Source organism: Streptomyces sp. NPDC056222, from assembly GCF_042264065.1.
In the GTDB taxonomy this organism is placed as follows: Bacteria; Actinomycetota; Actinomycetes; order Streptomycetales; family Streptomycetaceae; genus Streptomyces.
In genome coordinates this window covers 104,857-125,622 of the sequence record NZ_JBHJTL010000005.1, presented here as the reverse complement: position 1 = coordinate 125,622, position 20,766 = coordinate 104,857, and the positions used below count along the sequence as shown (strand labels likewise).

Annotated in this window: 20 protein-coding genes, 1 pseudogene and 1 riboswitch; of the genes and pseudogenes, 15 read left to right on the top strand and 6 right to left on the bottom strand. The window is 71.3% G+C overall.

What is annotated here, in order from left to right:
- Positions 1–276 precede the first annotated feature (276 nt).
- Positions 277–1,803, bottom strand: a complete 1,527-nt coding sequence (locus ACFC0D_RS04580; RefSeq protein ID WP_376430980.1) for a tetratricopeptide repeat protein — start codon at positions 1,801–1,803, stop codon at positions 277–279.
- A 109-nt stretch (positions 1,804–1,912) separates the two neighbouring features.
- Between ACFC0D_RS04580 and ACFC0D_RS04575 the strand changes: the two genes are divergently transcribed.
- Positions 1,913–3,292 (top strand): FAD-binding oxidoreductase, encoded by a 1,380-nt coding sequence (locus tag ACFC0D_RS04575; protein WP_376430979.1) that lies wholly within the window; start codon positions 1,913–1,915, stop codon positions 3,290–3,292.
- 113 nt (positions 3,293–3,405) lie between these two features.
- On the opposite strand, the gene ACFC0D_RS04570 is transcribed toward ACFC0D_RS04575, so the two are convergent.
- A complete protein-coding gene (locus ACFC0D_RS04570; protein ID WP_376430978.1) occupies positions 3,406–3,897 on the bottom strand; it encodes an SsgA family sporulation/cell division regulator in 492 nt (163 codons plus the stop codon).
- Between the two features lie 293 nt (positions 3,898–4,190).
- On the opposite strand from ACFC0D_RS04570, the gene ACFC0D_RS04565 reads away from it, so the two are divergent.
- A complete protein-coding gene (locus ACFC0D_RS04565) occupies positions 4,191–5,690 on the top strand; it encodes an RDD family protein (protein ID WP_376430977.1) in 1,500 nt (499 codons plus the stop codon).
- 104 nt (positions 5,691–5,794) lie between these two features.
- A complete protein-coding gene (locus ACFC0D_RS04560) occupies positions 5,795–6,580 on the top strand; it encodes an RDD family protein (RefSeq protein ID WP_376430976.1) in 786 nt (261 codons plus the stop codon).
- A 13-nt stretch (positions 6,581–6,593) separates the two neighbouring features.
- Here ACFC0D_RS04560 and ACFC0D_RS04555 read toward each other — a convergent pair whose 3' ends face one another.
- Positions 6,594–6,866, bottom strand: a complete 273-nt coding sequence (locus ACFC0D_RS04555; protein ID WP_376430975.1) for a hypothetical protein — start codon at positions 6,864–6,866, stop codon at positions 6,594–6,596.
- A gap of 343 nt (positions 6,867–7,209) precedes the next feature.
- Here ACFC0D_RS04555 and ACFC0D_RS04550 point away from each other — a divergent pair, with 343 nt between their 5' ends.
- Entirely contained in the window at positions 7,210–9,651 is a 2,442-nt protein-coding gene (locus ACFC0D_RS04550) for an immune inhibitor A domain-containing protein (RefSeq protein WP_376430974.1), read from the top strand.
- A gap of 124 nt (positions 9,652–9,775) precedes the next feature.
- Positions 9,776–10,075: pseudogene (locus ACFC0D_RS04545) on the top strand (hypothetical protein); the annotation flags it as partial.
- Between the two features lie 128 nt (positions 10,076–10,203).
- On the opposite strand, the gene ACFC0D_RS04540 reads toward ACFC0D_RS04545, so the two are convergent.
- Both ACFC0D_RS04540 and ACFC0D_RS04535 read right to left on the bottom strand, forming a co-directional pair.
- Positions 10,204–10,800 carry an isochorismatase family protein gene (locus ACFC0D_RS04540; RefSeq protein WP_376430973.1) on the bottom strand — a complete coding sequence of 199 codons (597 nt, stop codon included), beginning with the start codon at positions 10,798–10,800 and terminating at the stop codon, positions 10,204–10,206.
- A gap of 131 nt (positions 10,801–10,931) precedes the next feature.
- Entirely contained in the window at positions 10,932–12,260 is a 1,329-nt protein-coding gene (locus ACFC0D_RS04535) for a nicotinate phosphoribosyltransferase (RefSeq protein ID WP_376430972.1), read from the bottom strand.
- 100 nt (positions 12,261–12,360) lie between these two features.
- Here ACFC0D_RS04535 and clpS point away from each other — a divergent pair, with 100 nt between their 5' ends.
- From clpS to ACFC0D_RS04485, 10 genes are all read left to right on the top strand, one after another.
- A complete protein-coding gene (gene clpS / locus ACFC0D_RS04530; protein WP_329120087.1) occupies positions 12,361–12,666 on the top strand; it encodes an ATP-dependent Clp protease adapter ClpS in 306 nt (101 codons plus the stop codon).
- Entirely contained in the window at positions 12,666–13,250 is a 585-nt protein-coding gene (locus tag ACFC0D_RS04525) for a DUF2017 domain-containing protein (RefSeq protein ID WP_376430971.1), read from the top strand. The genes clpS and ACFC0D_RS04525 overlap by 1 nt, the downstream gene beginning before the upstream one ends.
- Positions 13,251–13,565: 315 nt before the next feature.
- On the top strand, positions 13,566–15,017 hold the full coding sequence (locus ACFC0D_RS04520) for an amino acid permease (protein ID WP_352187449.1): 1,452 nt from the start codon (positions 13,566–13,568) through the stop codon (positions 15,015–15,017).
- A 77-nt stretch (positions 15,018–15,094) separates the two neighbouring features.
- Positions 15,095–15,523: a M67 family metallopeptidase gene (locus tag ACFC0D_RS04515; RefSeq protein ID WP_329120093.1), complete on the top strand. Its 429-nt coding sequence runs from the start codon at positions 15,095–15,097 to the stop codon at positions 15,521–15,523.
- Between the two features lie 31 nt (positions 15,524–15,554).
- Positions 15,555–15,628: riboswitch (cobalamin riboswitch) on the top strand.
- Positions 15,629–15,688: 60 nt separating this feature from the next.
- Positions 15,689–16,657: an ABC transporter substrate-binding protein gene (locus ACFC0D_RS04510; protein ID WP_376430970.1), complete on the top strand. Its 969-nt coding sequence runs from the start codon at positions 15,689–15,691 to the stop codon at positions 16,655–16,657.
- Positions 16,654–17,907: a FecCD family ABC transporter permease gene (locus ACFC0D_RS04505; RefSeq protein ID WP_376430969.1), complete on the top strand. Its 1,254-nt coding sequence runs from the start codon at positions 16,654–16,656 to the stop codon at positions 17,905–17,907. Before ACFC0D_RS04510 ends, ACFC0D_RS04505 begins: the two co-directional genes overlap by 4 nt.
- Positions 17,904–18,689, top strand: coding sequence for an ABC transporter ATP-binding protein (locus ACFC0D_RS04500; RefSeq protein ID WP_376430968.1), 786 nt, complete (start codon positions 17,904–17,906; stop codon positions 18,687–18,689). The genes ACFC0D_RS04505 and ACFC0D_RS04500 overlap by 4 nt, the downstream gene beginning before the upstream one ends.
- Before the next feature lie 44 nt (positions 18,690–18,733).
- The gene (locus ACFC0D_RS04495) at positions 18,734–18,829 is read left to right on the top strand and encodes a putative leader peptide (RefSeq protein ID WP_329120100.1); all 96 of its coding nucleotides are present in this window, start codon (positions 18,734–18,736) and stop codon (positions 18,827–18,829) included.
- A gap of 95 nt (positions 18,830–18,924) precedes the next feature.
- On the top strand, positions 18,925–19,212 hold the full coding sequence (locus ACFC0D_RS04490) for a MoaD/ThiS family protein (protein WP_329120102.1): 288 nt from the start codon (positions 18,925–18,927) through the stop codon (positions 19,210–19,212).
- Between the two features lie 5 nt (positions 19,213–19,217).
- On the top strand, positions 19,218–20,168 hold the full coding sequence (locus ACFC0D_RS04485; RefSeq protein WP_376430967.1) for a PLP-dependent cysteine synthase family protein: 951 nt from the start codon (positions 19,218–19,220) through the stop codon (positions 20,166–20,168).
- Between the two features lie 14 nt (positions 20,169–20,182).
- On the opposite strand, the gene ACFC0D_RS04480 is transcribed toward ACFC0D_RS04485, so the two are convergent.
- Positions 20,183–20,710, bottom strand: coding sequence for a type II toxin-antitoxin system PemK/MazF family toxin (locus ACFC0D_RS04480; protein ID WP_376430966.1), 528 nt, complete (start codon positions 20,708–20,710; stop codon positions 20,183–20,185).
- Positions 20,711–20,766: the final 56 nt, after the last annotated feature.

Sequence of the window (20,766 nt, the reverse complement as noted above, 5' to 3'; positions counted from 1 at the left end):
GCGCGGTGCCCACCCCCGCTACCCCGGTTGTGGGCAGGCGTTCCGCAAGGCGGAACGGGTGGGCACAACCCACGACGGCGCCGCACCCGTGAGCACCGCAGGCACGGGGAGCCTGGGCCCGGCAAGGGCGCCGTCCCGTGTGCCCACCCTCCCCCAGACTCCGTCCGGGGGGATCCCCAGCCCAGCGGGACGATTGCCCACACGGGGGTGGCGCGCCGGACGAGGGGTGAGTGGGCACCGCCCTGCGGGGCCGGTTGCCCCAACGGGGCAGGTTTCCTAGCCCGCGTCCTGTGCCGTCGGCGTCTCCCGGGGAGTCGGGGTGGCCGCGTTCTCCCCCGACGCCGACGCCGACGCCGACGCCGACGCCGACTCCGACTCCGACTCCGACTCCGACGCCGGCTCGTCCGTCTTCGGCTGCTCCTGCCGCTCCCCGCGGAGTTCCTCCGGCAGTTCGTCCGGCGGGTCGCCGAGCGCTGCCACCGCCTTGCGGGCCTTCGGGACCAGCAGCGGCGAGAAGTGCGGGTTGATCCGCAGCGCCTCCGCCAGGTGGCGGCGGGCCGGGCCGTGCTCCTCCACCGCGCGCTCGATCTCGCCCCGGTGGTACGCGAACAGCGCGCTCCGCAGCCCCTCGTCCGTCGCCCGCTTCGCGTACTCCAGCGCCTCCTTCGGTTCCCCCGACCGGTACAGCGCCCACCCCAGCGCGTCCGCGACCTGCACCGACCGGTGCCCCCGCGCCCACTCCGCCTTCAGGCGCCGCACCGCCGCCTCCGGGTCGCCGTGGTCCGCCTCGAACAGGCCGAGGACGGCCTCCGCGTTGACCCACGTCCGCGTCCGCAGCAGCTCGTACTGGCTCCGCGCGTCCCCGTCCAGGCCCAGCGACTGGTAGAGCTCGCCCGCCTCCAGGACGTACTCGGGCAGCGGCAGCCGTGCCAGTGCCGCCCGGTAGCCGGCGACCGCCTCGTCCGTGCGGCCGAGCGCCGCGAGCGCCCGGGCCCGGCCGGCCAGCGAAGGGCCGTGGTCCCCGACGAGCGCCAGTGCCTTCCCGTACTCCGTGAGCGCCTCCTCCGGCTCGCCCCGCTCCCAGGCCAGATCGCCGAGCCGGGCCAGCGCCGCAGCCTTCTCCGCGCCCGACTCCGCCTGCCCCACCGCGTCGAGCGCGGCCACCGCCGCGTCCTCCCGCCAGCCGCGGTTGCGGTACATCTGCGCCGACCGCGCGCTGACCGCCCCGCCCGTGCGCAGCTCCTCCAGCGTGGAGAGCGCCTTCTGGGCGGACTTGTACTCGCCGAGCCCGTTGTACGCGTCGATCAGCAGCGGGTACGCCGACCAGCGCTTCGGGTCCTCCTTGCGGACCGCCTCGCCCCAGGTCCGTGCCGTGCGCCAGTCGCCCCGCGCGTTGGCCAGGGCGGCGAGCCCCAGTTGCGCGTCGAGGTTCCCGCGCTGCGCCGGCCGTACCTCCAGCGAGCGCTTCAGCGCACGCTCCGCCCGCGGGTAGTACGTCGTGTCGCCGAGCCGCGTACCCCGTTCCGTATAGGCCGTGCCCAGCACGGCCCATGACGCGTCGTCAGTCGGATGGTCCGCCAGCCACTTCTCCCGGTCTCCGATGAGTGCGTCCAGATCGGGCAGCGAGGCCTGTGTTCCGGCCTTCGCCGCGATCACCGCCCGCGCGGCCGGGCCGGGGGCGGGCGGCCGCCCGTCGTCGAACAGGCCGGGGGCGATTTCGGGGGCGTACAGCAGAGCCGTCGCCGCGAGCACCGCGCCCACCCCGGCCGCGAGGACCGTCCTCGACACGTTCTCCGTCTTCATGGCGCCCACTCTGGGCCAGTACGAAGAGCACACGAAGCGTCCACTCCGCTCGGCGAACCCGAACGTCAGGCGGGTTCACACCGATGGCCCCGGGTGCCACGCTGGACGCATGGACGATCTTCTGACGCGGCTCCACGCGGAACTGCGCGCGGGCCTGCCCGCCGAGGCGCTGATCACCGACCCGGACGTCACCGCTTCCTACGCCAACGACATGGCGAGCTTCTGCACGGCCGGCACCCCCGCGGCCGTCGTGCTCCCGCGCACCGTCGAACAGGTCCAACACATCATGCGGACCGCGACCGCGCTGCGCGTCCCGGTCGTCCCGCAGGGCGCGCGCACCGGTCTGTCCGGCGCCGCGAACGCCTCCGAGGGCTGCATCGTGCTGTCTCTCGTCAAGATGGACCGGATCCTGGAGATCAGCCCGGTCGACCGGATCGCCGTCGTCGAGCCGGGCGTCGTGAACGCCGTCCTGTCCCGCGCCGTGAACGAGCACGGGCTGTACTACCCGCCGGATCCCTCCAGCTGGGAGATGTGCACGATCGGCGGGAACATCGGCACCGCGTCCGGCGGCCTGTGCTGTGTGAAGTACGGAGTGACGGCGGAGTACGTCCTCGGCCTGGACGTCGTCCTCGCCGACGGGCGGCTGATGTCGACCGGCCGGCGCACCGCCAAGGGCGTCGCCGGATACGACCTGACCCGGCTCTTCGTCGGCTCGGAAGGCAGTCTCGGCATCGTTGTCGGCGCGACCCTCGCGCTCAGGCCGCAGCCGCCCGTACAGCTCGCGCTCGCCGCCGAGTTCCCCTCCGCGGCCGCCGCCTGCGAAGCCGTCTGCGCGATCATGGAGCGCGGCCACACGCCCTCGCTGCTCGAGCTGATGGACGGCACCACCATCCGCGCCGTCAACAAGATGGCGAACATGGGGCTCCCGAACACCACCGAGGCCCTGCTGCTGTGCGCCTTCGACACCCCGGACCCGGCAGCCGATCTGGCCGCCGTCGGAGAGCTGTGCGCGGCCGCCGGGGCCACCGAGATCGTCCCGGCGGAGGACGCCGCCGAGTCCGAACTCCTCCTCCAAGCGCGCCGGCTGTCGCTGACCGCCCTGGAGACGATCAAGTCCGCGACGATGATCGACGACGTGTGCGTACCGCGCACCAAGCTGGCCGCGATGCTCGACGGCACCTCCGCCATCGCGGAGAAGTACGACCTGACCATCGGCGTCTGCGCGCACGCGGGCGACGGCAACACCCATCCCGTCGTCTGCTTCGACCAGGGGGACGAGGACGAGTCGCGGCGCGCGCGGGAGTCCTTCGACGAGATCATGGCGCTCGGTCTGGAGCTGGGCGGCACGATCACCGGCGAGCACGGTGTGGGTGTGCTGAAGAAGGAGTGGCTGGCACGGGAGTTGGGGCCGGTGGGCGTGGAGATGCAGCAGGGCATCAAGCGGACCTTCGACCCGCTGGGGATCCTCAACCCGGGAAAGCTGTTCTGACCCGGTAGCGGTCTCGTGTCCCGCCTCCGAAGCGGTGACGTGTCCCGCCCCTGAAGCGGTCGTGTGTCCCGCCCCCGAAGCGATCCCGGATTCCGACCTCGTGGCGCTCCCGCTCACACCTCACCGTCCTGGGACTCGTCCGACGGCCACGGGTCGCGCAGCCACAGGTCGTCCGCGACCGAGGTGGTGGCCAGGAGTTCGGCCAGCCCGTCGTCGATGCCGAGCCGCTCGGACTCGGTGCCCGGCGGAACGGCGCGCAGGGTTCGCTCCAGCCACGCGGACACCTGCGCGGAGGGTGCTTCGAGCAGTGCGTCGCCGTCGGGGGAGGAGAGCGCCATCAGGACGACATTGCGCCCGTCGACCTTGGTGGGCCAGATACGGACGTCCCCGTGGCCGCACGGCCGGAAGACACCTTCGACGAGGAGTTCGCGGGCGAACGTCCAGTTGACCGGGTGGTCCGAGCCGACATGGAAGGTGATGTGCACGGCGTACGGGTCGTCGGTGCGGTACGCGAGCCGGGCGGGCACGGGGATGGAACGTTCGGGGGAGAGCACCAGCTTCAGCTCCAGTTCGCGCTCGACCACGGTGTTCTCGGTGTTCTGCATGGCGTGACGTCCTCTCCGGTCCGGGGCCCCGGGTGGGCCCGCACCGGAAGAGAGCGCGGTCGTGGCTGGCCATTACGCGACTTCGGAGAAGTTTTTTGCGGAGATTTCCGCGAGGTTCCGGCGGGATCGTCGGCCCGAGCGTGACGGTGAGTGGCGGGATCCGTGGGTATGTCGCTCGAAGGCGGGTTTCTCACGGCCACGTTCTTCCCGCGGCACCGTTCTTCGTTACTGTCCTCCTTGGGCCCGCGGGGCCCGATGTCGTAGAAGCGTTGTCACGGAACGGAGTCGGGGCAGTGGCTACTCCTCCTGGAGCCGGCGGGGAGGTACCGCAGGCCGGGTACTACCCGGACCCGTCCATTCCCGGATACATCCGGTACTGGAACGGGGGCGCCTGGGTGCCCGGGACGAGCCGTCCCGCGCCCAGGGAGGGCGAGGCACCACCGGCCGCCCCCGCAGGGGTGATGCCCGCGGGGCCGGCCCTGGCCCCGAACCCCTCGCCCGCCCCCGCGGTTCCGTCCACCCCGGTACCCGCCGTGGAGGAGACGGGACCCGTCTTCCTGGACGAGGAACCGGTCGCCGAGACGCGGCCCGAGCCGGCCTCGGCCTGGCAGGCGGACGTCTCGCGGCAGACCGGCTTCGGCGGCGACCGCGACCAGCGGGTCTCCTGGGGCGCGCCGGAGGCGGAGCCCGCGGCCTCGACGCCGGCGACGCAGGACCCCCGTGTGGCCGCCGCCCGGACCCCTGACCCCGAGCCCGCTCCCACGCCCGCCGCGCGCCCGACGACCTCGTCTCCGGCGCGGCTCGGCGGGATGCCCGTCACCCCGGCTCCGGCCGCCGACCCGACGGGCGGCGCGCTGCCCGGCGTACGGCAGTCCCAGGGGGACGGGACGATGACGATCCGTGCCCTCGCGCCGAAGGGCGGACAGGCCTCTCAGGCCGTGCGTGCGCCCCAGGGCGCGCAGGCGGCTCAGGGACTGCACGGGACACCGGACGCCCCCGGGGCGCAGAGCCCGCAAGGCCCGCAGGGCCTCAGGGCCCCCCAGGCCCCGCAGGCCCCGCTTCCGCATGTGCCCGGCCAGCCGCAGCCCGCACCGGCCCCCGCCCCGACGCCCGCGTCCGCCGCCTCCCCCGCCCCTGCCCCCGTCACCACCGGCCCCGGCGGCGGCGCCCCCTCCTGGCCGCAGCAGGTGCAGCAGCTCGCGCAGCCCTCGCCCGCCGCGGCGAGCCCCCGGGCCGAGGCCGAGCCGCCCGTCCTGCCCTGGAAGCCGCCCGTCGAGGACCCGTTCCTGCAGGCCGCCCGGGCGCAGGCCGCCGCCCGCCCCGCCGGTCTCGGCAAGCGCCTGGCCGCACGCCTCGTCGACACCCTGGTCCTCGGCGCGCTCGTCGGAGGGGCGTCCTTCCCCTTCGTCACTCAGGCGCTCGACCACATCGACGCCAAGATCGAGGCGGCCAAGCAGACCGGCACCACGGTCCAGGTCTGGCTCCTGGACGGCACGACCTCCCTCAACTTCGGGATCGCGCTGGCCGCGCTGCTCGTCATCGGCGTGCTGTACGAGGCGCTGCCCACCGCCAAGTGGGGTCGCACGCTCGGCAAGAAGCTCTGCGGCCTCCAGGTGCGGGACATCGAGGCGCACGAGCCGCCGACGTTCGGCGCGGCCCTGCGCCGCTGGCTCGTCTACAGCGTCCTGGGGCTTCTGGTCCTCGGTGTCCTGAACGTCCTGTGGTGCCTCTTCGACCGGCCGTGGCGCCAGTGCTGGCACGACAAGGCGGCCCACACGTTCGTGGCGGGCTAGAGGGCAGCCGCCGGACACCGCCACGCCGGGGTGGCCCGTACGGCGGTCGCTCGAACGGGCGGCGATTCCTTGCGGGGCACTGACTCGCGGGATGCACTGCCCCCATGAGCAACGACCAGCCGACGCCCGGCCAGCCGCCCGAGGACGACCCGTTCCTCAAGAAGCCGCAGGAGCCCACGCCGCCGTCGGCGGGCTCTCCCCCGGGGAGCGGGGGGCAGCCGCCTCCCCCCGAAAGACCGCCGCCCGGAGGCCCTCCTCCGGGAGGCCCCCCGCCCGAGGGGCCGCCGCCCGGAGGTCCCCCGCCGGGGGGCCCGCCGCCCGGCTCCCCGTACGACAACGCGCCCCCGCCGCCCCCGCCGTACGGCTCCCAGCCCTACGGCGGCGGTGGTGCGTACGGCGGTGCGGACCCGCTCGCCGGGATGCCGCCGCTCGCCGACTCCGGCAAGCGCATCCTCGCGAGGATCATCGACTGGCTGATCGTCGCCATTCCGCTCGCGATCATCGGTATCCCGTTCAACGTGTACGACCGGGCGACCGACGGCGACGACTTCGGTGACACCATCACCGCGACCAGTACCGGCACCGGTCTCGTCTTCCAGCTCATCACCATCGTGGCGTACGTCGGGTACGACACCGTGATGGTGGCGAAGAACGGTCAGACCCTCGGCAAGAAGTGGTTCAAGCTGCGGGTCGCGATGCTCAACGACGGCTCCACACCGCCGATGAACGCCTCGCTGATCCGCGCCATCGTGCTGTGGCTGCCGGCGCTGATCTGCTGCGCCTGCCTGTGGCCGCTGCTCCTGCTGATCCTGATCCTGGTCGACAAGCCCTACAAGCAGGGCCTGCACGACAAGGCCGCCAAGACCGTGGTGGTGTCCGTGCCGCAGTAGCGACGGACGAGCCTCACGAACCGATCCGGGTATCGACCCCCGCGCCCACCGGCGCGGCCGGTACCCGGATCTCGTCGTTCCGGGGGAGGGACGGCGCGGGTGCCGGGGCGCCCTTGCGGTGCACGGGCATCGTCACCGTGACCAGCAGCCCGAGAAGCAGTCCGGCGGCGCTGATCACGACGATCCCCAGCGCGGTCGTGGTGCGGGACAGCAGTAGCAGGGCGACGGTCGAGAAGACGACGGTGGCCGAACCATAGGCGAGCTGTGCGGCGTTCGGACGCGGCATGACGGGTACCGTCCCTCGAAGCATCGGCGGGTCGCACTCGCGAGCGACTCTACGACGGTGGATGCCCGAGCGAAACGGGTAGTAAGCGTGACCTAACCCACGGTACGGGTGCACAGGGGGCGCATGGAGTCATCGGTACCGCCAACCACCCCTCGGGATGCGCCTGCTGGCCGTCCGGATAACGGAAATCAACTCCTGCATAGTGCAGTTGGCCTGTTCAAGTCAAGGTCTGTCTTTTCTCTCGTAACTCCGGTCGAATGTCGTCACTTGTGACGCGCGACCCCGCCCGCGGACACCCCACCCTCGGTCCGTGCGGTCGTGGGCGCCGGGGAGGAATCATCAAGTGACCAACAGACGACGGGCGATCAGAGCGTCCGCAGTCGTCGTGGCGCTCGCGGCCACCGCCGCCAGCGCCTCGACTTTTGCCACCGCATGGGCCGACGACAAGGGCCCGGGCGCACCGGCCGGCATCGAGCGTCAGGACCCGGCCCCGGGTGCAGGCGTCGACAAGACGGCGGTCGACCACGACCTCGAAGGCCCGTACAGCAAGCAGCAGGAGCAGCAGCGCAAGGCTGCCCTGGAGCAGGTGCTGAGCGGCGAGACCAAGGTCGAGCGCCGCGGTGGCTCCCAGGTCGTGAAGCTCGACAGCAAGAAGTACGTCGAGCTGGGCCGTGAGAAGACCGACAAGATCTTCACGATCCTCGTCGAGTTCGGCGACAAGGTGGACAACACCACCCTGGTCGACCGCGCCGACGACGACACGACCGAGCCGAAGCCGAAGTTCGGCGGCACGCCCGGCCCGCTGCACAACCAGATAGCCGAGCCGGACCGTGCGAAGGACAACTCCACGGCCTGGCAGAAGGACTACAACCAGCAGCACTTCCAGGACCTGTACTTCGGCACCGGCAAGGACAAGAAGGGCCAGCCGAAGCAGTCCCTGAAGACCTACTACGAGAAGACCTCCTCGGGCCGGTACTCGGTCGAGGGCGGCGTCTCGGACTGGGTCAAGGTCGAGTACAACGAGGCCCGTTACGGCTCGAACTACTGCGGCAACAGCAACTGCGCCAACGTCTGGGACGCCGTCCGCGACGGTGTCACCGCGTGGACCGCGGACCAGAAGGCCAAGGGCCGTACCGACGCCCAGATCAAGGCCGACATCGCGCAGTACGACCAGTGGGACCGGTACGACTTCGACGCCGACGGCAACTTCAACGAGGCCGACGGCTACATCGACCACTTCCAGATCGTCCACGCCGGTGAGGACGAGTCCGCGGGCGGCGGTGCCCAGGCCTCCGACGCCCTGTGGGCCCACCGCTGGTACGCGTACGGCACGGACGCGGGCAAGACCGGCCCGTCGCACAACAAGTCCGGCGGCACGCAGGTCGGCAACACCGGCATCTGGGTCGGCGACTACACGATGCAGCCCGAGAACGGCGGCCTCGGCGTCTTCGCCCACGAGTACGGTCACGACCTGGGTCTGCCCGACCTGTACGACACCTCGGGCAAGGCCGGCGCCGAGAACTCGACCGGCTTCTGGTCCCTGATGTCCTCCGGTTCCTGGCTCGGCCGGGGCAAGGAGTCCATCGGCGACCTGCCCGGCGACATGAACTCCTGGGACAAGCTGCAGCTCGGCTGGCTCAACTACACCAAGGTGAGCAACGAGCAGCGCGGTACGAAGTCCACCCACAAGCTGGGCGTGGCCGAGTACAACACCAAGAACCCGCAGGCGCTCGTCGTCGAGCTGCCGAAGAAGAAGGTCACCACCGATGTCGTCGCGCCCGCCGAGGGTGCCACGCAGTGGTGGAGCGACATGGGTGACGACCTCAAGAACACCCTGACCCGCTCCGTCGACCTCACGGGCAAGTCGAAGGCCACCCTGGAGCTCAAGGGCTGGTACGACATCGAGCTGGACTACGACTACCTCTACACCGAGGTGTCGACGGACGGCGGCGCCAACTGGACCGCCCTGGACGGCACGGTGGACGGCAAGCCGCTGCCGCGCGACGCGAGCGGCGCCCCGGCGCTGACCGACGTCTCCGGCGCGTACAAGCCGCTCGTCTTCCCGCTGGACGCCTACGCGGGCAAGAAGTTCGACCTCCGCTTCCGCTACCAGACGGACGGCGGCGCGGGCGGCAAGGGCTTCGCGGCCGACGCCATCACGCTGACCGCGGACGGCGCCACCGTCTTCTCGGACAACGCCGAGAACGGTGACAACGGCTGGACGGCGAAGGGCTTCTCGCGGATCGCCAAGGGCTTCACGAAGGAGTACGAGCAGTACTACATCGCGGAGAACCGCCAGTACGTCTCGTACGACGCGACCCTCAAGGTCGGCCCGTACAACTTCGGGTTCACCGGTGACAAGGCCAGCTGGGTCGAGCACTACCCGTACCAGAACGGTCTGCTGATCTGGCAGTGGGACACCTCGCAGAAGGACAACAACACGGCCGTCCACCCCGGCCAGGGTCTGATCCTTCCGATCGACGCGCACCCGACGCCGCTGAAGAACGCCGACGGCACCCTGATGCGCAACCGCGTCCAGGCGTACGACTCGACGTTCGGCACCTACCGCACCGACGCGATCCGGCTGCACAAGGCGGACCAGCCGGCGTGGGTGAAGTCGCAGCCCGGCGTCCCGGTCTTCGACGACCGGCGGGGTACGTACTGGTACACCCAGACCGAGCGCGCCGGTGTCCAGGTAACTGACACCAACACCAAGATCGCGGTCGTCAAGGAGCCGAAGGACGGCCAGACGATCACCGTCCAGGTGGGTCCGTCCCAGAAGTAATCTGCATCTTCGCAGGTCAAACCATGATCGGCCGTCGCCCTCTAGCGGGCGGCGGCCGATCGTGTTTAGGTGCCTCTGACCGAGTTCTTATTGACAGCAAGCTCACAGGGGGAGTGGTTTCGGGATGCCCGGTGGAGGGTTCTGCAAGTTGCCAGGCGGCAGCGTGGTCGTCGCGATCGGGCTGCCGAGCCCGGCCGGCGACGGGGTCACGGTCCGCTTCCTGGTCCATGCCGCGAACCGCGCCCGCGCCCTGACCCGGCTGCGGAACCTGGGCCTGCGAGCGGTCTACCTCCGCGGCAACACGGAACCCCCGACGCCGGACGAGATCACCGCGGTCCTCCACCACCCGGACGGCCTGCTGTGGAGATCCACGGCCGGAGAGCTCTGGCACTCGGCCCGCCTGCTGCCGCGCGAACCCGTGGCGAGTACATGTACCGCCACGGAGGCGGACCGCAGGGGCATATCCGCCGAGCCGCACCCCGTCGACCCGGGTGCGCTCCTCGCGGACCTGCACCCGCACCCCGCCGACCTGGTCGTTCGTCTCGGGAGCCCTCAGACCACGGGCTTCCCGGTCAGCTGAACCCCGGCGCCCCGCAGCTCCTCCAGGGCCCGCTCCGTCGTCTCCTTGGCCACGCCCGCCGTGAGGTCGAGGAGAACCTGGACCGCGAACCCCTCCCGCGCCGCGTCCAACGCCGTCGCCCGCACGCAGTGGTCCGTCGCGATCCCCACCACGTCGACCTCGCGCACATCCCGCTCTCGCAGCCACTCCGCGAGCGTGCGACCGTTCTCGTCGCGCCCCTCGAAGCCGCTGTACGCCGCCTCGTACGCCCCCTTGTCGAAGACCGCCTCGATCGCCCCGCTGGCGACCGCCGGCGCGAAGTTCGGGTGGAAGCCCACGCCCTCCGTGCCGGCGACGCAGTGCACAGGCCAGGAGGTGACGTAGTCCGGCTCCTGGCCCGCCGGGGCGAAGTGGTCGCCCGGGTCGACATGGTGGTCACGCGTCGCCACCACGTGCTGGTACGCGGCGCCCGCCGTCTCCCCGACCAGGTCGGTGATGGCGGCGGCGACATCCGCTCCCCCCGCCACCGCGAGGCTGCCGCCCTCGCAGAAGTCGTTCTGAACGTCCACGACGATCAATGCGCGGTGCATGGCGGGTGTCCTTTGGTGGGCCGGTGGGGGGAACGGAGGGGCACGGAAGGGGGAATGACGTCGAGCCTGGAGAGGAATGACGTCGAGCCTAGAGACTTCCCCCTTCGCGCGGGAGGGGGCGTCGCAGGGTGTTACACGTACTCCGTCGGCAGTACCGGCTCGCCCCGCGACAGCTGGATCGCCGACATCGGCAGCCCCGCCCGCGCCTCGAAGTGCCGCGTCCGCGCCGCCTCCAGCGGCTCGCGGGCCACCACGTCGCCGCCCTTGACCAGCTCGACGAGCAGCTGGCGGTCGGCGAGCTCCGGCGGGACCGGACCCGTGCCGAGGACCTCGGCCTCCGCGACCCCTTCCGCGTCCGTCCGGCGCGCCGCCCACTTGCGGCCGCCGATCGAGACCTTGCCGCCGACCGACTTCTTGGCGACCGGGATCAGCGGCGCCTTCGGGTCGGCCGACGTGGCCCGGGCGACCAGCTTGTAGACCATCGAGCAGGTCGGGTGGCCGCTGCCGGTGACCAGCTGCGTTCCCACGCCGTACGCGTTCACCGGTGCCGCCGCCAGCGAGGCGATGGCGTACTCGTCGAGGTCCGAGGTGACCACGATCTTGGTTTCCTTCGCGCCCAGCTCGTCGAGCTGCGCCCGCACCCGGTGCGCGACGAGCAGCAGGTCCCCGGAGTCGATCCGGACCGCCCCGAGCTCCTTGCCCGCCACCTCGACGGCGGTGCGCACGGCCTCGGCCACGTCGTAGGTGTCGACCAGCAGCGTCGTACCGCGGCCCAGCGACTCCACCTGGGCCTGGAAGGCGTCCCGCTCGCTGTCGTGCAGCAGGGTGAAGGCGTGCGCGGAGGTGCCGACGGTCGGGATGCCGTAGCGGAAGCCGGCCGCCAGGTCCGAGGTGGAGTCGAAGCCGCCGACGTACGCGGCCCGCGCGGAGGCGACGGCGGCCAGCTCGTGGGTGCGCCGGGCGCCCATCTCGATCAGCCGCCGGCCGTCGGCCGCGGCCGACATCCGGGAGGCGGCCGCGGCGATGGCCGAGTCGTGGTTGAGGATCGAGAGGATCACGGTCTCCAGGAGCACGCACTCGGCGAAGGAGCCCTCGACCCGCAGGATCGGGGAGCCGGGGAAGTACACCTCGCCCTCGGGGTAGCCCCAGATGTCGCCCGAGAAGCGGTAGCCGGCCAGCCACCTCAGCGTCGGCTCGTCGACGATGCCCTGGTCGCGCAGGAAGCCGAGGACGCCCGGGTCGAAGCGGAAGTTCTCGACGGCGTCCAGGACGCGTCCGATACCGGCCACCACGCCGTAGCGCCGCCCCTCGGGCAGGCGTCGGGTGAAGACCTCGAAGACGGAGCGCCGGTCGGCGGTGCCGGCCTGGAGGGCGGCCTGCAGCATGGTCAGCTCGTACTGGTCGGTGAAGAGCGCGGTCGACGGCACGTCCACCGGGAGCCCAAGGTCCGCAGCGTTCATGTCAGCGATGCTACACGAGAAATCGTCAGACTGACGATTTCTCTGGCAAGGGGGTGACCCGTTTGTGCGACCCCCCTTCCGAGGTGGCAGCATGGGGTAAGTGAGCGTCGCGCCTATTGAGATCGAACGCACGGAGTCGGCCGAGGAGACCCACGCGGTCGTCGAGCCGGACGTCCCCTGGGTGACCCTCGTCCACAACGATCCGGTCAACCTGATGAGCTATGTGACCTACGTCTTCCAGGCGTACTTCGGTTACTCCAAGGACAAGGCGCACAAGCTGATGCTCGACGTGCACCACAAGGGCCGCGCGGTGGTCTCCAGCGGCACCCGCGAGGAGATGGAACGGGACGTGCAGGCAATGCACGGCTACGGGCTGTGGGCGACCCTCACCCAGGACCGCGGCTGATGGCGGGGCAATTCGAGGCGCTGCCCGGCGGCGGCGCGGCCGTCGCGCTCGACGAGGTCGAGATCTCCATCCTGCGCTCCCTCGCCGTCCAGCTCCTGGAGCTGATCGGCCCGGGCGACGAGCCGGTGGAGGGCGAGGACCCGCTGGCCGCGCTCTTCGCCGAGGGCCCGAGCGAGCCCCCGTCCGATCCCGCGCTCAAGCGGCTCTTCCCCGACGCGTACGGCGACGAGGACGAGGAGCTGCGCGCGGCGGCGGCGGACTTCCGCCGCTACACCGAGAAAGACCTGCGCGCGCGCAAGCGCGAGGACGCCCTCGCGGTCATCCGCAACCTGGACGCGCTCTCCTCCTCCGGCGAGGGCGGGGCGATCCTCAAGCTGACCGCCGACGAGTCCCGGTCCTGGCTCGGCGCCCTCAACGACCTCCGGCTGACCATCGGCACCCGTCTCGAGGTCACCGACGAGGACGAGAGCGGTGAGCTCTACCGGCTGCCGGACACCGATCCGCGCAAGCCGATGGTGATGGCGTACCTCTGGCTCGGCGCGCTCCAGGAGTCGCTCGTCGAGACGCTGATGTCCGGCGCCTGATGCCGCGCGTTCGAGCGATGTTCGCTCAGCGGACGCTCAAATCCGGATAACGAATACGTCACCAAAGTCTTCTCGTTGGCCCTCTTGAGTGACTTTTGTCCGGTTCTCCCTGTGGCGTGCGTCACCTCGACGCACGCCGATCAGTGTTTCCCCCGTGATAAATCTTCACGACCGCCCGGGGACGCCACCCCTGTTCCCGGGGGCGCTTGGACCGGCTGACCGCCGGTAGCACTCCATCCATATCCGGGGGGATCAGGACCTGATCCGCAGCCAGACTCAGTCGGCGCGGATCAGCATGGAGAAAGGCGCACCACCATGACCTCAGTGCAGGTCGACAAGCAGCACGACGGCAGTGAGGCCGCGGACTCCGCCGACGGCGAGGGTTATCACCGGGCACTCGGCGCCCGCCAGATCCAGATGATCGCGATCGGCGGCGCCATCGGCACCGGCCTCTTCCTGGGCGCGGGCAAGGGCATCTCCAAGGCAGGCCCCAGCCTGATCCTCGCGTACGCCATCGCGGGCCTCGTCATCTTCTTCATCATGCGGGCGCTCGGCGAGCTCCTCATGTACCGCCCCGTGTCCGGCTCCTTCTCGGAGTACGCACGCGAGTTCATCGGCCCCTTCGCGGGCTTCGTGACCGGTTGGACGTACTGGCTCTTCTGGGTCGTCACCGGCATCACCGAGGTGACCGCGGCGTCCGAGTACATGCAGTACTGGACCAAGAACACCGACGGCATCCTCAATCAGCCGCAATGGGTCTTCGCCCTGATCTTCACGGTCGTCCTGTTCCTCGCGAACCTGATCTCCGTCAAGCTCTTCGGCGAGCTCGAGTTCTGGTTCTCGATGGTCAAGGTCACCGCGATCGTCGGCATGATCCTGATCTGCGCCGGCATCCTCACCATCGGCTTCTCCGACGCCGGTGACACGGCCTCGATGACCCTGCTGTGGTCCGAGGGCGGCTTCTTCCCCAAGGGCATCGGCTCCACCCTGATGACCCTGCAGATGGTCATGTTCGCCTTCCTCGCCGTCGAGCTGGTCGGCGTGACCGCGGGCGAGTCCAAGGACCCGAAGACCGTCCTGCCCAAGGCCATCAACACCGTCCCGTGGCGCATCGCGGTCTTCTACGTCGGCGCGCTGATCATGATCCTCTCGGTCGTCCCGTGGACCCACTTCCAGCCGGGCGTCTCCCCGTTCGTCGCGGCCTTCGAGAAGATGGGCCTCGGCGTCGGCGCCGCGATCGTGAACTTCGTCGTCCTGACCGCCGCGCTCTCCTCCTGCAACTCGGGCATGTACTCCACCGGCCGCATGCTGCGCGACCTCGCGCTCAACGGCCAGGGCCCGAAGTTCTTCACCAAGCTCACCAAGAACGGTCTGCCGCTCGTCGGCACCTCGTTCTCGGCCGGCCTGATGATGGTCGGCGTCTGGATCAACTACCAGTGGCCCGGCGACGCCTTCAACTACGTCGTCTCCTTCGCCACGATCTCCGGCATGTGGGCCTGGATCATGATCCTGGTCTGCCAGGTCCGCTTCCGCCTCAAGGCCGACCGCGGCGAGCTGCCCCAGTCGTCCTTCAAGGCGCCGGGCGGCATCTGGTGCAGCCTCTTCGCGCTCGCCTTCATCGGCATGGTCATCGTGCTGATGGGCATCGACAAGGACGCGCGGATCTCGCTCTACTGCGCGCCGCTGTGGGGCCTCATCCTCGCGGTCGCCTACCTGGTCCTGAAGGCCCGCAACCCCGAGGGCGCGGCGTTCGCCAAGCGCTCATAACGCAGGTCTGTCCAGCATTCGGGCCGCCCCGTACCACTCCTCGGTACGGGGCGGCTCCTTTGCTTATCCTGTCCGACATGCTGACCATCACCCGGGCCCTGTACGACCAGATCGTGGAACACTCCCGCGCGGACCACCCCGACGAGGCCTGCGGCGTGGTCGCGGGCCCGGTCGGCGCAGGCCGCCCCGAGCGGTTCATCCCGATGCTGAACGCCGCGCGCTCGCCCACGTTCTACGAGTTCGACTCCGCCGACCTGCTGAAGCTGTACCGCGAGATGGACGACCGGGACGAGGAGCCCGTGATCATCTACCACTCGCACACGGCCACCGAGGCGTACCCGTCGCGCACCGACATCTCGTACGCGAACGAGCCCGGCGCCCACTACGTCCTGGTCTCCACCGCCGACAGCGACGGCTCCGGCCCCTTCCAGTTCCGCTCGTTCACCATCGTCGAAGGCGTCGTGACCGAGGAGGACGTCAAGGTCGTCGAGGCGTACGACGCCTGAGAGACTGACCCGACACCAGGGCGGCAGGGCCCAGGAAGCCGGTGAGAATCCGGCACGGTCCCGCCACTGTGACCGGCGCCCTCGGGCGCCGGAAGCCAGGAACTGACCTGCCGCCTTCTCACCACCGACTGGGGACGTGGAAATCCCCGGAGGAGGCATTCCGCCATGACCTGGCGCCGTACCCTGCTGCCCGCCGCCGCCCTCGTGCCCCTGCTGGCCGGCTGCTCGGCCCCCTCGGAACAGGACCCGGCCGCGAAGGCCGCACCGGGATTCCCGTACACCGTCTCCAACTGCGGTGTGAAGACGACGTACCAGGCCCCGCCGCGGCGGGCCGTCACCATGAACCAGCACGTCACCGAGGTCATGCTCGCCCTCGGCCTGGAGAAGTCCCTCGCCGGCACCGCCTATCTGGACGACCGGATCCTGCCCGCGTACAAGAAGGCGTACGACACGGTGCCGGTGCTCGCGAAGGAGTACCCCGCCAAGGAGGCGCTGCTCGCCGCGAACCCCGACTTCGTCTACGGCGGCTACGCCAGCGCCTTCGACGCCAAGGCCGGCCGCAGCCGGGACGACCTGAAGGCGGCGGGCGTCAACACCCGCCTGAACATGGAGTACTGCCCCTCGGGCGCCTCCTCCCTCACCGACCTCTACCAGGAGGTCGACGAGGTCGGCCGGACCTTCGGCGTCCCCGACCGCGGCGCGCGCTGGACGGCCGAGGCGAAGAAGACCGTCGCGGCGACCGAGAAGAAGCTGGCGGGTCTCGCCCCCGTGTCGGTCTTCGTCTACGACAGCGGTGACAAGACGGCGTTCACCGCCGGAGGCAAGGGCATCGGCAACGAGTTGATCACCCGCGCCGGCGGCCGCAACGTCTTCGCCGACCTCGACAAGGCCTTCGGCGACGCGACCTGGGAGCAGGTCGTCGCCCGCAAGCCGGACGTGATCGTCATCTACGACTACGGCTCCACGACCGTCGAACAGAAGAAGAAGCGGCTTCTGGAGGACCCGGCCCTCAAGGACGTCCCGGCGATCAGGAACAAGCGCTTCGCCGTCATGCCCCTCTCGGACGCGGTCCTCGGCGTCCGCGTCCCGGCGGCGATCGAGAAGCTCGCGGCCCAGCTCCACCCGGCGCGATGACGGCGACCCCGCTCCCGGACGCGGGCGCGGAGCGGAGCGCGGGCGCGGAAGGGGGCGCGGGCCTGGAGGGCGCGGCCCCGGCCGGTCCGGGTCTGCCCGGTCCGGGGCCCCGCTCGGCCGGAGCCGGTTCGGCTTCGGCCGCCCCGGCCCCCGCCCCGACCGCTCCTGCCTCCGCCGCCGTCGCAGCGAAGGCCACGACATCGGCAGCCGCCCGGTCCCGCCGGTCCGGGGCCGGCGGCCCCGGACGGTACCTGCTCGTCGTCGCCGGGCTCGTCGCCGCCCTCGCGCTCTCCGTCGTCGCCGGCCTCGCCCTCGGGTCGGTACGGATACCCGTCGGCGACGTCGCCGAGAGCCTCACCGGCCGCGCCGCCCCCTCCCCGTACCGCACGATCGTCCTCGACGTCCGGCTGCCCCGCGTCCTGCTCGGCGCGATCGTCGGCGCCGGACTCGCCGTCGTCGGCACCGTCCTGCAGGCCCTCGTCCGCAACCGCCTCGCCGACCCCTTCCTGCTCGGGATCTCCTCCGGGGCGTCCACCGGCGCCGTCCTCGTGCTCGTCCTCGGCATCGGCGGCGGGGCCACGACCACCGTCGCCATGCCGGCCGCCGCCTTCGTCGGCGCCCTGCTCGCCCTCGTCCTCGTCTACGCCCTGGCCCGCCGCGGCTCCACGATGACCGGCGCCCGGCTCGTCCTCGCCGGCGTCGCCGTCTCGTACATCCTCTCCGCGCTGACCACCCTGATCCTGGTCCTCGCGGGCCGCCCCGAACACTTCCAGGAGGCGGCGTTCTGGACCCTCGGCGGCCTCGGCAGCGCCCGCTGGGACACTCTCGCCCTGCCGGCCGCGGTCCTCGCCCTCGGTGTCGCCGCCCTGCTGACCCTCTCCCGCCCGCTCGACCTGCTCCTCGTCGGCGAGGAGGGCGCGACCGTCCTCGGCCTGGACACCGCCCGCTTCCGCGCCGCCGTCTTCGTCCTGGCCTCCCTCGTCACCGCCGTCATGGTCTCCGTCAGCGGAGCCGTCGGCTTCGTCGGCCTGATGGTCCCGCACGCCGCCCGCATGGCCGTCGGCGCGCCGCACCGCCGTCTGCTGCCCGTCGCCGCGCTCGGCGGGGCGACCGCGCTGGTCCTGGCCGACCTGGCCGCCCGTACCGTCGCCGCGCCGCAGGACATCCCCGTCGGCGTCCTCACCGCCCTCACCGGCGGCCCGTTCTTCCTCTGGCTGATGCGCCGCCGCGCGGAAGGGAGCCCGGTATGACCGAGCTGCGTACGCGGGAACTCTCGTACGGGACACGTCTGCACGGCGTCGACATCACCGCCCGGGCCGGCGAGACCGTCGGACTCGTCGGCCCCAACGGCAGCGGCAAGACCACCCTCCTGCGCTGCGTCTACGGCACGCTCGTCCCGACCTCCGGCCGTGTCCTCCTCGACGGCGTCGACGTGCACGGCCTGGGCGCCAAGGCGCGGGCACGCCGGATCGCCACCGTCCCGCAGGACGGCGACGCCGAGTGGGAGCTGACCGTCCGCGAGCTGGTCGCCCTCGGCCGCTCCCCGCACAAGCGCTTCTGGGAGGGCGACACCGGCGACGACCTCGCACGCACCGACGCGGCCCTCGCCCGCGTCGGCGTCGCGGAGCTCGCCGACCGCCCGTACCCCACCCTCTCCGGCGGCGAACGCCGGCGCGCCCTCGTGGCCCGCGCCCTCGTCCAGGAACCGGCGCTCCTCGTCCTGGACGAGCCCACCAACCACCTCGACATCCGCTACCAGTTGGAGGTCCTGCGCCTCGTCCGCGACCTGGGCACCACCAACCTCCTCGCCCTCCACGACCTCAACCTCGCCGCCCTCTACTGCGACCGGCTCTACGTCCTCGCCGGGGGCCGGATCGTCGCCGAGGGCGCGCCCGCCGAGGTCCTCACTCCGGAGTTGCTGTCGGCCGTGTACGGGGTGGAAGCCGAGGTCGTCCCGCATCCCAGGACCGGCACCCCGACCGTCCTCTATCTCCCCGGTCCGCCAGTTGAGCGCGATCTGTCCGTCATGTGAGATCACATTCCGGAACCCGGACCGGGAATCGATACGATGACCGCATGGTTTCCCACGACGTGAGCGAAGTGACGCCGGGCAGCGTGCTGCTCGTGGCGCGGTTGCACGTCGACCTGTGCCGCCTCGCCAGCGCGATGTGAGCGGGGGCGCACGAGCGCACCCAGGAGCACGACCCCCCGCGCGGGGGCATCAGAGCCGCGCGCCTTTCACGCCACTTCCGACAGGAGCCCACGCCATGGCCATCGAGGTCCGCATCCCGACCATCCTCCGTACCTACACCGACGGCGCCAAGGCCGTCGAGGGCAGCGGTGCGACGCTCGCCGAGCTCTTCACCGACCTCGAGACCCGTCACGCGGGCATCCAGGCCCGGATCGTCGACGAGGCCAAGGGCGGCGAGCTGCGCCGCTTCGTCAACGTCTACCTGAACGACGAGGACGTCCGCTTCCTGGACGGCATCAACACCAAGCTGACCGACGGCGACAACGTCACGATCCTGCCGGCCGTCGCCGGCGGCATGGTCTGATCCACATGCGTTACGACTCCCCCCTGGCGGCGGTCGGCAACACACCTCTGGTCCGGCTGCCCCGGCTCTCGCCCTCGGACGACGTCCGCATCTGGGCCAAGCTGGAGGACCGCAATCCCACCGGCTCGGTCAAGGACCGCCCCGCGCTCCACATGATCGAGCAGGCCGAGAAGGACGGCCGGCTCACTCCCGGCTGCACCATCCTGGAACCGACCAGCGGCAACACCGGCATCTCGCTCGCGATGGCGGCCAAGCTCAAGGGCTACCGCATCGTCTGCGTCATGCCGGAGAACACCAGCGAGGAGCGCCGTCAGCTGCTCGCCATGTGGGGCGCCGAGATCATCTCGTCCCCCGCGGCGGGCGGGTCGAACACCGCGGTACGGGTCGCCAAGGAGATCGCTGCCGAGAACCCCACATGGGTGATGCTCTACCAGTACGGCAACCCGGACAACGCGGGCGCCCACTACGCCACGACCGGCCCCGAGATCCTCGCCGACCTGCCCTCCATCACCCACTTCGTCGCGGGCCTCGGCACCACCGGCACCCTCATGGGCGTCGGCCGCTACCTGCGCGAGCACAAGCCCGACGTCAAGATCGTCGCCGCCGAACCGCGCTACGACGACCTGGTCTACGGCCTGCGGAACCTGGACGAGGGCTTCGTGCCCGAACTGTACGACGCCTCCGTCCTCACCACCCGCTTCTCGGTCGGCTCGGCCGACGCGGTGACGCGCACCCGGGAACTCCTCCAGCAGGAGGGCATCTTCGCCGGCGTCTCGACGGGCGCGGCGCTGCACGCGGCCATCGGTGTCGGCAACAAGGCCGTCAAGGCCGGCGAGAGCGCGGACATCGCCTTCGTCGTCGCGGACGGCGGCTGGAAGTACCTCTCGACCGGGCTCTACACGGCGGCGACCACCGAAGAGGCGATCGAGACGGTCCAGGGCCAGCTCTGGGCGTAGCCCCTACCGCCCGCTCACGACGCCAAATGGCGGACCTGGTCCCAGACGACCGGGTCCGCCGTTCCCACTCTGCGGCGGAACTCCCACACCGGGACCTCCCGCAGCTCGTCCGTCTCCAGAAAACTGGGCCGCCCCCGCGCGTCCCCCACCGACCCCGGCGGCAGCGCGATCACCCCGGGCCGCTCGTCGTGGTACTTGCTGGTGATCTTGGCGACCAGCGCGGAATCCCCCCGCAGCGCGAGCACCAGACAGGGACGGTCCTTCGCCCGCCCGTCTCCCGCCACCGCCCTGCCCGACGCGCTTCGCGCGGCACCTTCCGATGTCGGCCCGTCCTCGTACGGCACGTCCGCCCACCAGATCTCGCCCGCCCGCGGCACCCGAGCGGGTGCCTCCCCAGGGGCGCGCGGCCGGGCCGAGGGGCGCGCAGGAGGCCGCGTCCGCCCACCGGGCCGCCGGCTCGAGCGCTTCAGGCCGTCCGCCACCGCCACGACCAGCGCGATCACCACGACCGCGACGAGCGCCGGCCACCAGGACGTGTCCATACCCCAAGACGTTACCGGCGACCCGTACCCCGCGCCCTCCCGCCCCAGGTCCATCC

What these genes read in the sequence shown, in the direction of transcription:
- ACFC0D_RS04580 (WP_376430980.1), bottom strand. Translation starts at nt 1,803, where the DNA reads ATGAAGACGGAGAACGTGTCGAGGACGGTCCTCGCGGCCGGGGTGGGC.
- ACFC0D_RS04575 (WP_376430979.1), top strand. Translation starts at nt 1,913, where the DNA reads ATGGACGATCTTCTGACGCGGCTCCACGCGGAACTGCGCGCGGGCCTG.
- ACFC0D_RS04570 (WP_376430978.1), bottom strand. Translation starts at nt 3,897, where the DNA reads ATGCAGAACACCGAGAACACCGTGGTCGAGCGCGAACTGGAGCTGAAG.
- ACFC0D_RS04560 (WP_376430976.1), top strand. Translation starts at nt 5,795, where the DNA reads ATGAGCAACGACCAGCCGACGCCCGGCCAGCCGCCCGAGGACGACCCG.
- ACFC0D_RS04555 (WP_376430975.1), bottom strand. Translation starts at nt 6,866, where the DNA reads ATGCCGCGTCCGAACGCCGCACAGCTCGCCTATGGTTCGGCCACCGTC.
- ACFC0D_RS04540 (WP_376430973.1), bottom strand. Translation starts at nt 10,800, where the DNA reads ATGCACCGCGCATTGATCGTCGTGGACGTTCAGAACGACTTCTGCGAG.
- ACFC0D_RS04535 (WP_376430972.1), bottom strand. Translation starts at nt 12,260, where the DNA reads ATGAACGCTGCGGACCTTGGGCTCCCGGTGGACGTGCCGTCGACCGCG.
- ACFC0D_RS04525 (WP_376430971.1), top strand. Translation starts at nt 12,666, where the DNA reads ATGGCGGGGCAATTCGAGGCGCTGCCCGGCGGCGGCGCGGCCGTCGCG.
- ACFC0D_RS04520 (WP_352187449.1), top strand. Translation starts at nt 13,566, where the DNA reads ATGACCTCAGTGCAGGTCGACAAGCAGCACGACGGCAGTGAGGCCGCG.
- ACFC0D_RS04515 (WP_329120093.1), top strand. Translation starts at nt 15,095, where the DNA reads ATGCTGACCATCACCCGGGCCCTGTACGACCAGATCGTGGAACACTCC.
- ACFC0D_RS04510 (WP_376430970.1), top strand. Translation starts at nt 15,689, where the DNA reads ATGACCTGGCGCCGTACCCTGCTGCCCGCCGCCGCCCTCGTGCCCCTG.
- ACFC0D_RS04505 (WP_376430969.1), top strand. Translation starts at nt 16,654, where the DNA reads ATGACGGCGACCCCGCTCCCGGACGCGGGCGCGGAGCGGAGCGCGGGC.
- ACFC0D_RS04500 (WP_376430968.1), top strand. Translation starts at nt 17,904, where the DNA reads ATGACCGAGCTGCGTACGCGGGAACTCTCGTACGGGACACGTCTGCAC.
- ACFC0D_RS04495 (WP_329120100.1), top strand. Translation starts at nt 18,734, where the DNA reads ATGGTTTCCCACGACGTGAGCGAAGTGACGCCGGGCAGCGTGCTGCTC.
- ACFC0D_RS04490 (WP_329120102.1), top strand. Translation starts at nt 18,925, where the DNA reads ATGGCCATCGAGGTCCGCATCCCGACCATCCTCCGTACCTACACCGAC.
- ACFC0D_RS04485 (WP_376430967.1), top strand. Translation starts at nt 19,218, where the DNA reads ATGCGTTACGACTCCCCCCTGGCGGCGGTCGGCAACACACCTCTGGTC.
- ACFC0D_RS04480 (WP_376430966.1), bottom strand. Translation starts at nt 20,710, where the DNA reads ATGGACACGTCCTGGTGGCCGGCGCTCGTCGCGGTCGTGGTGATCGCG.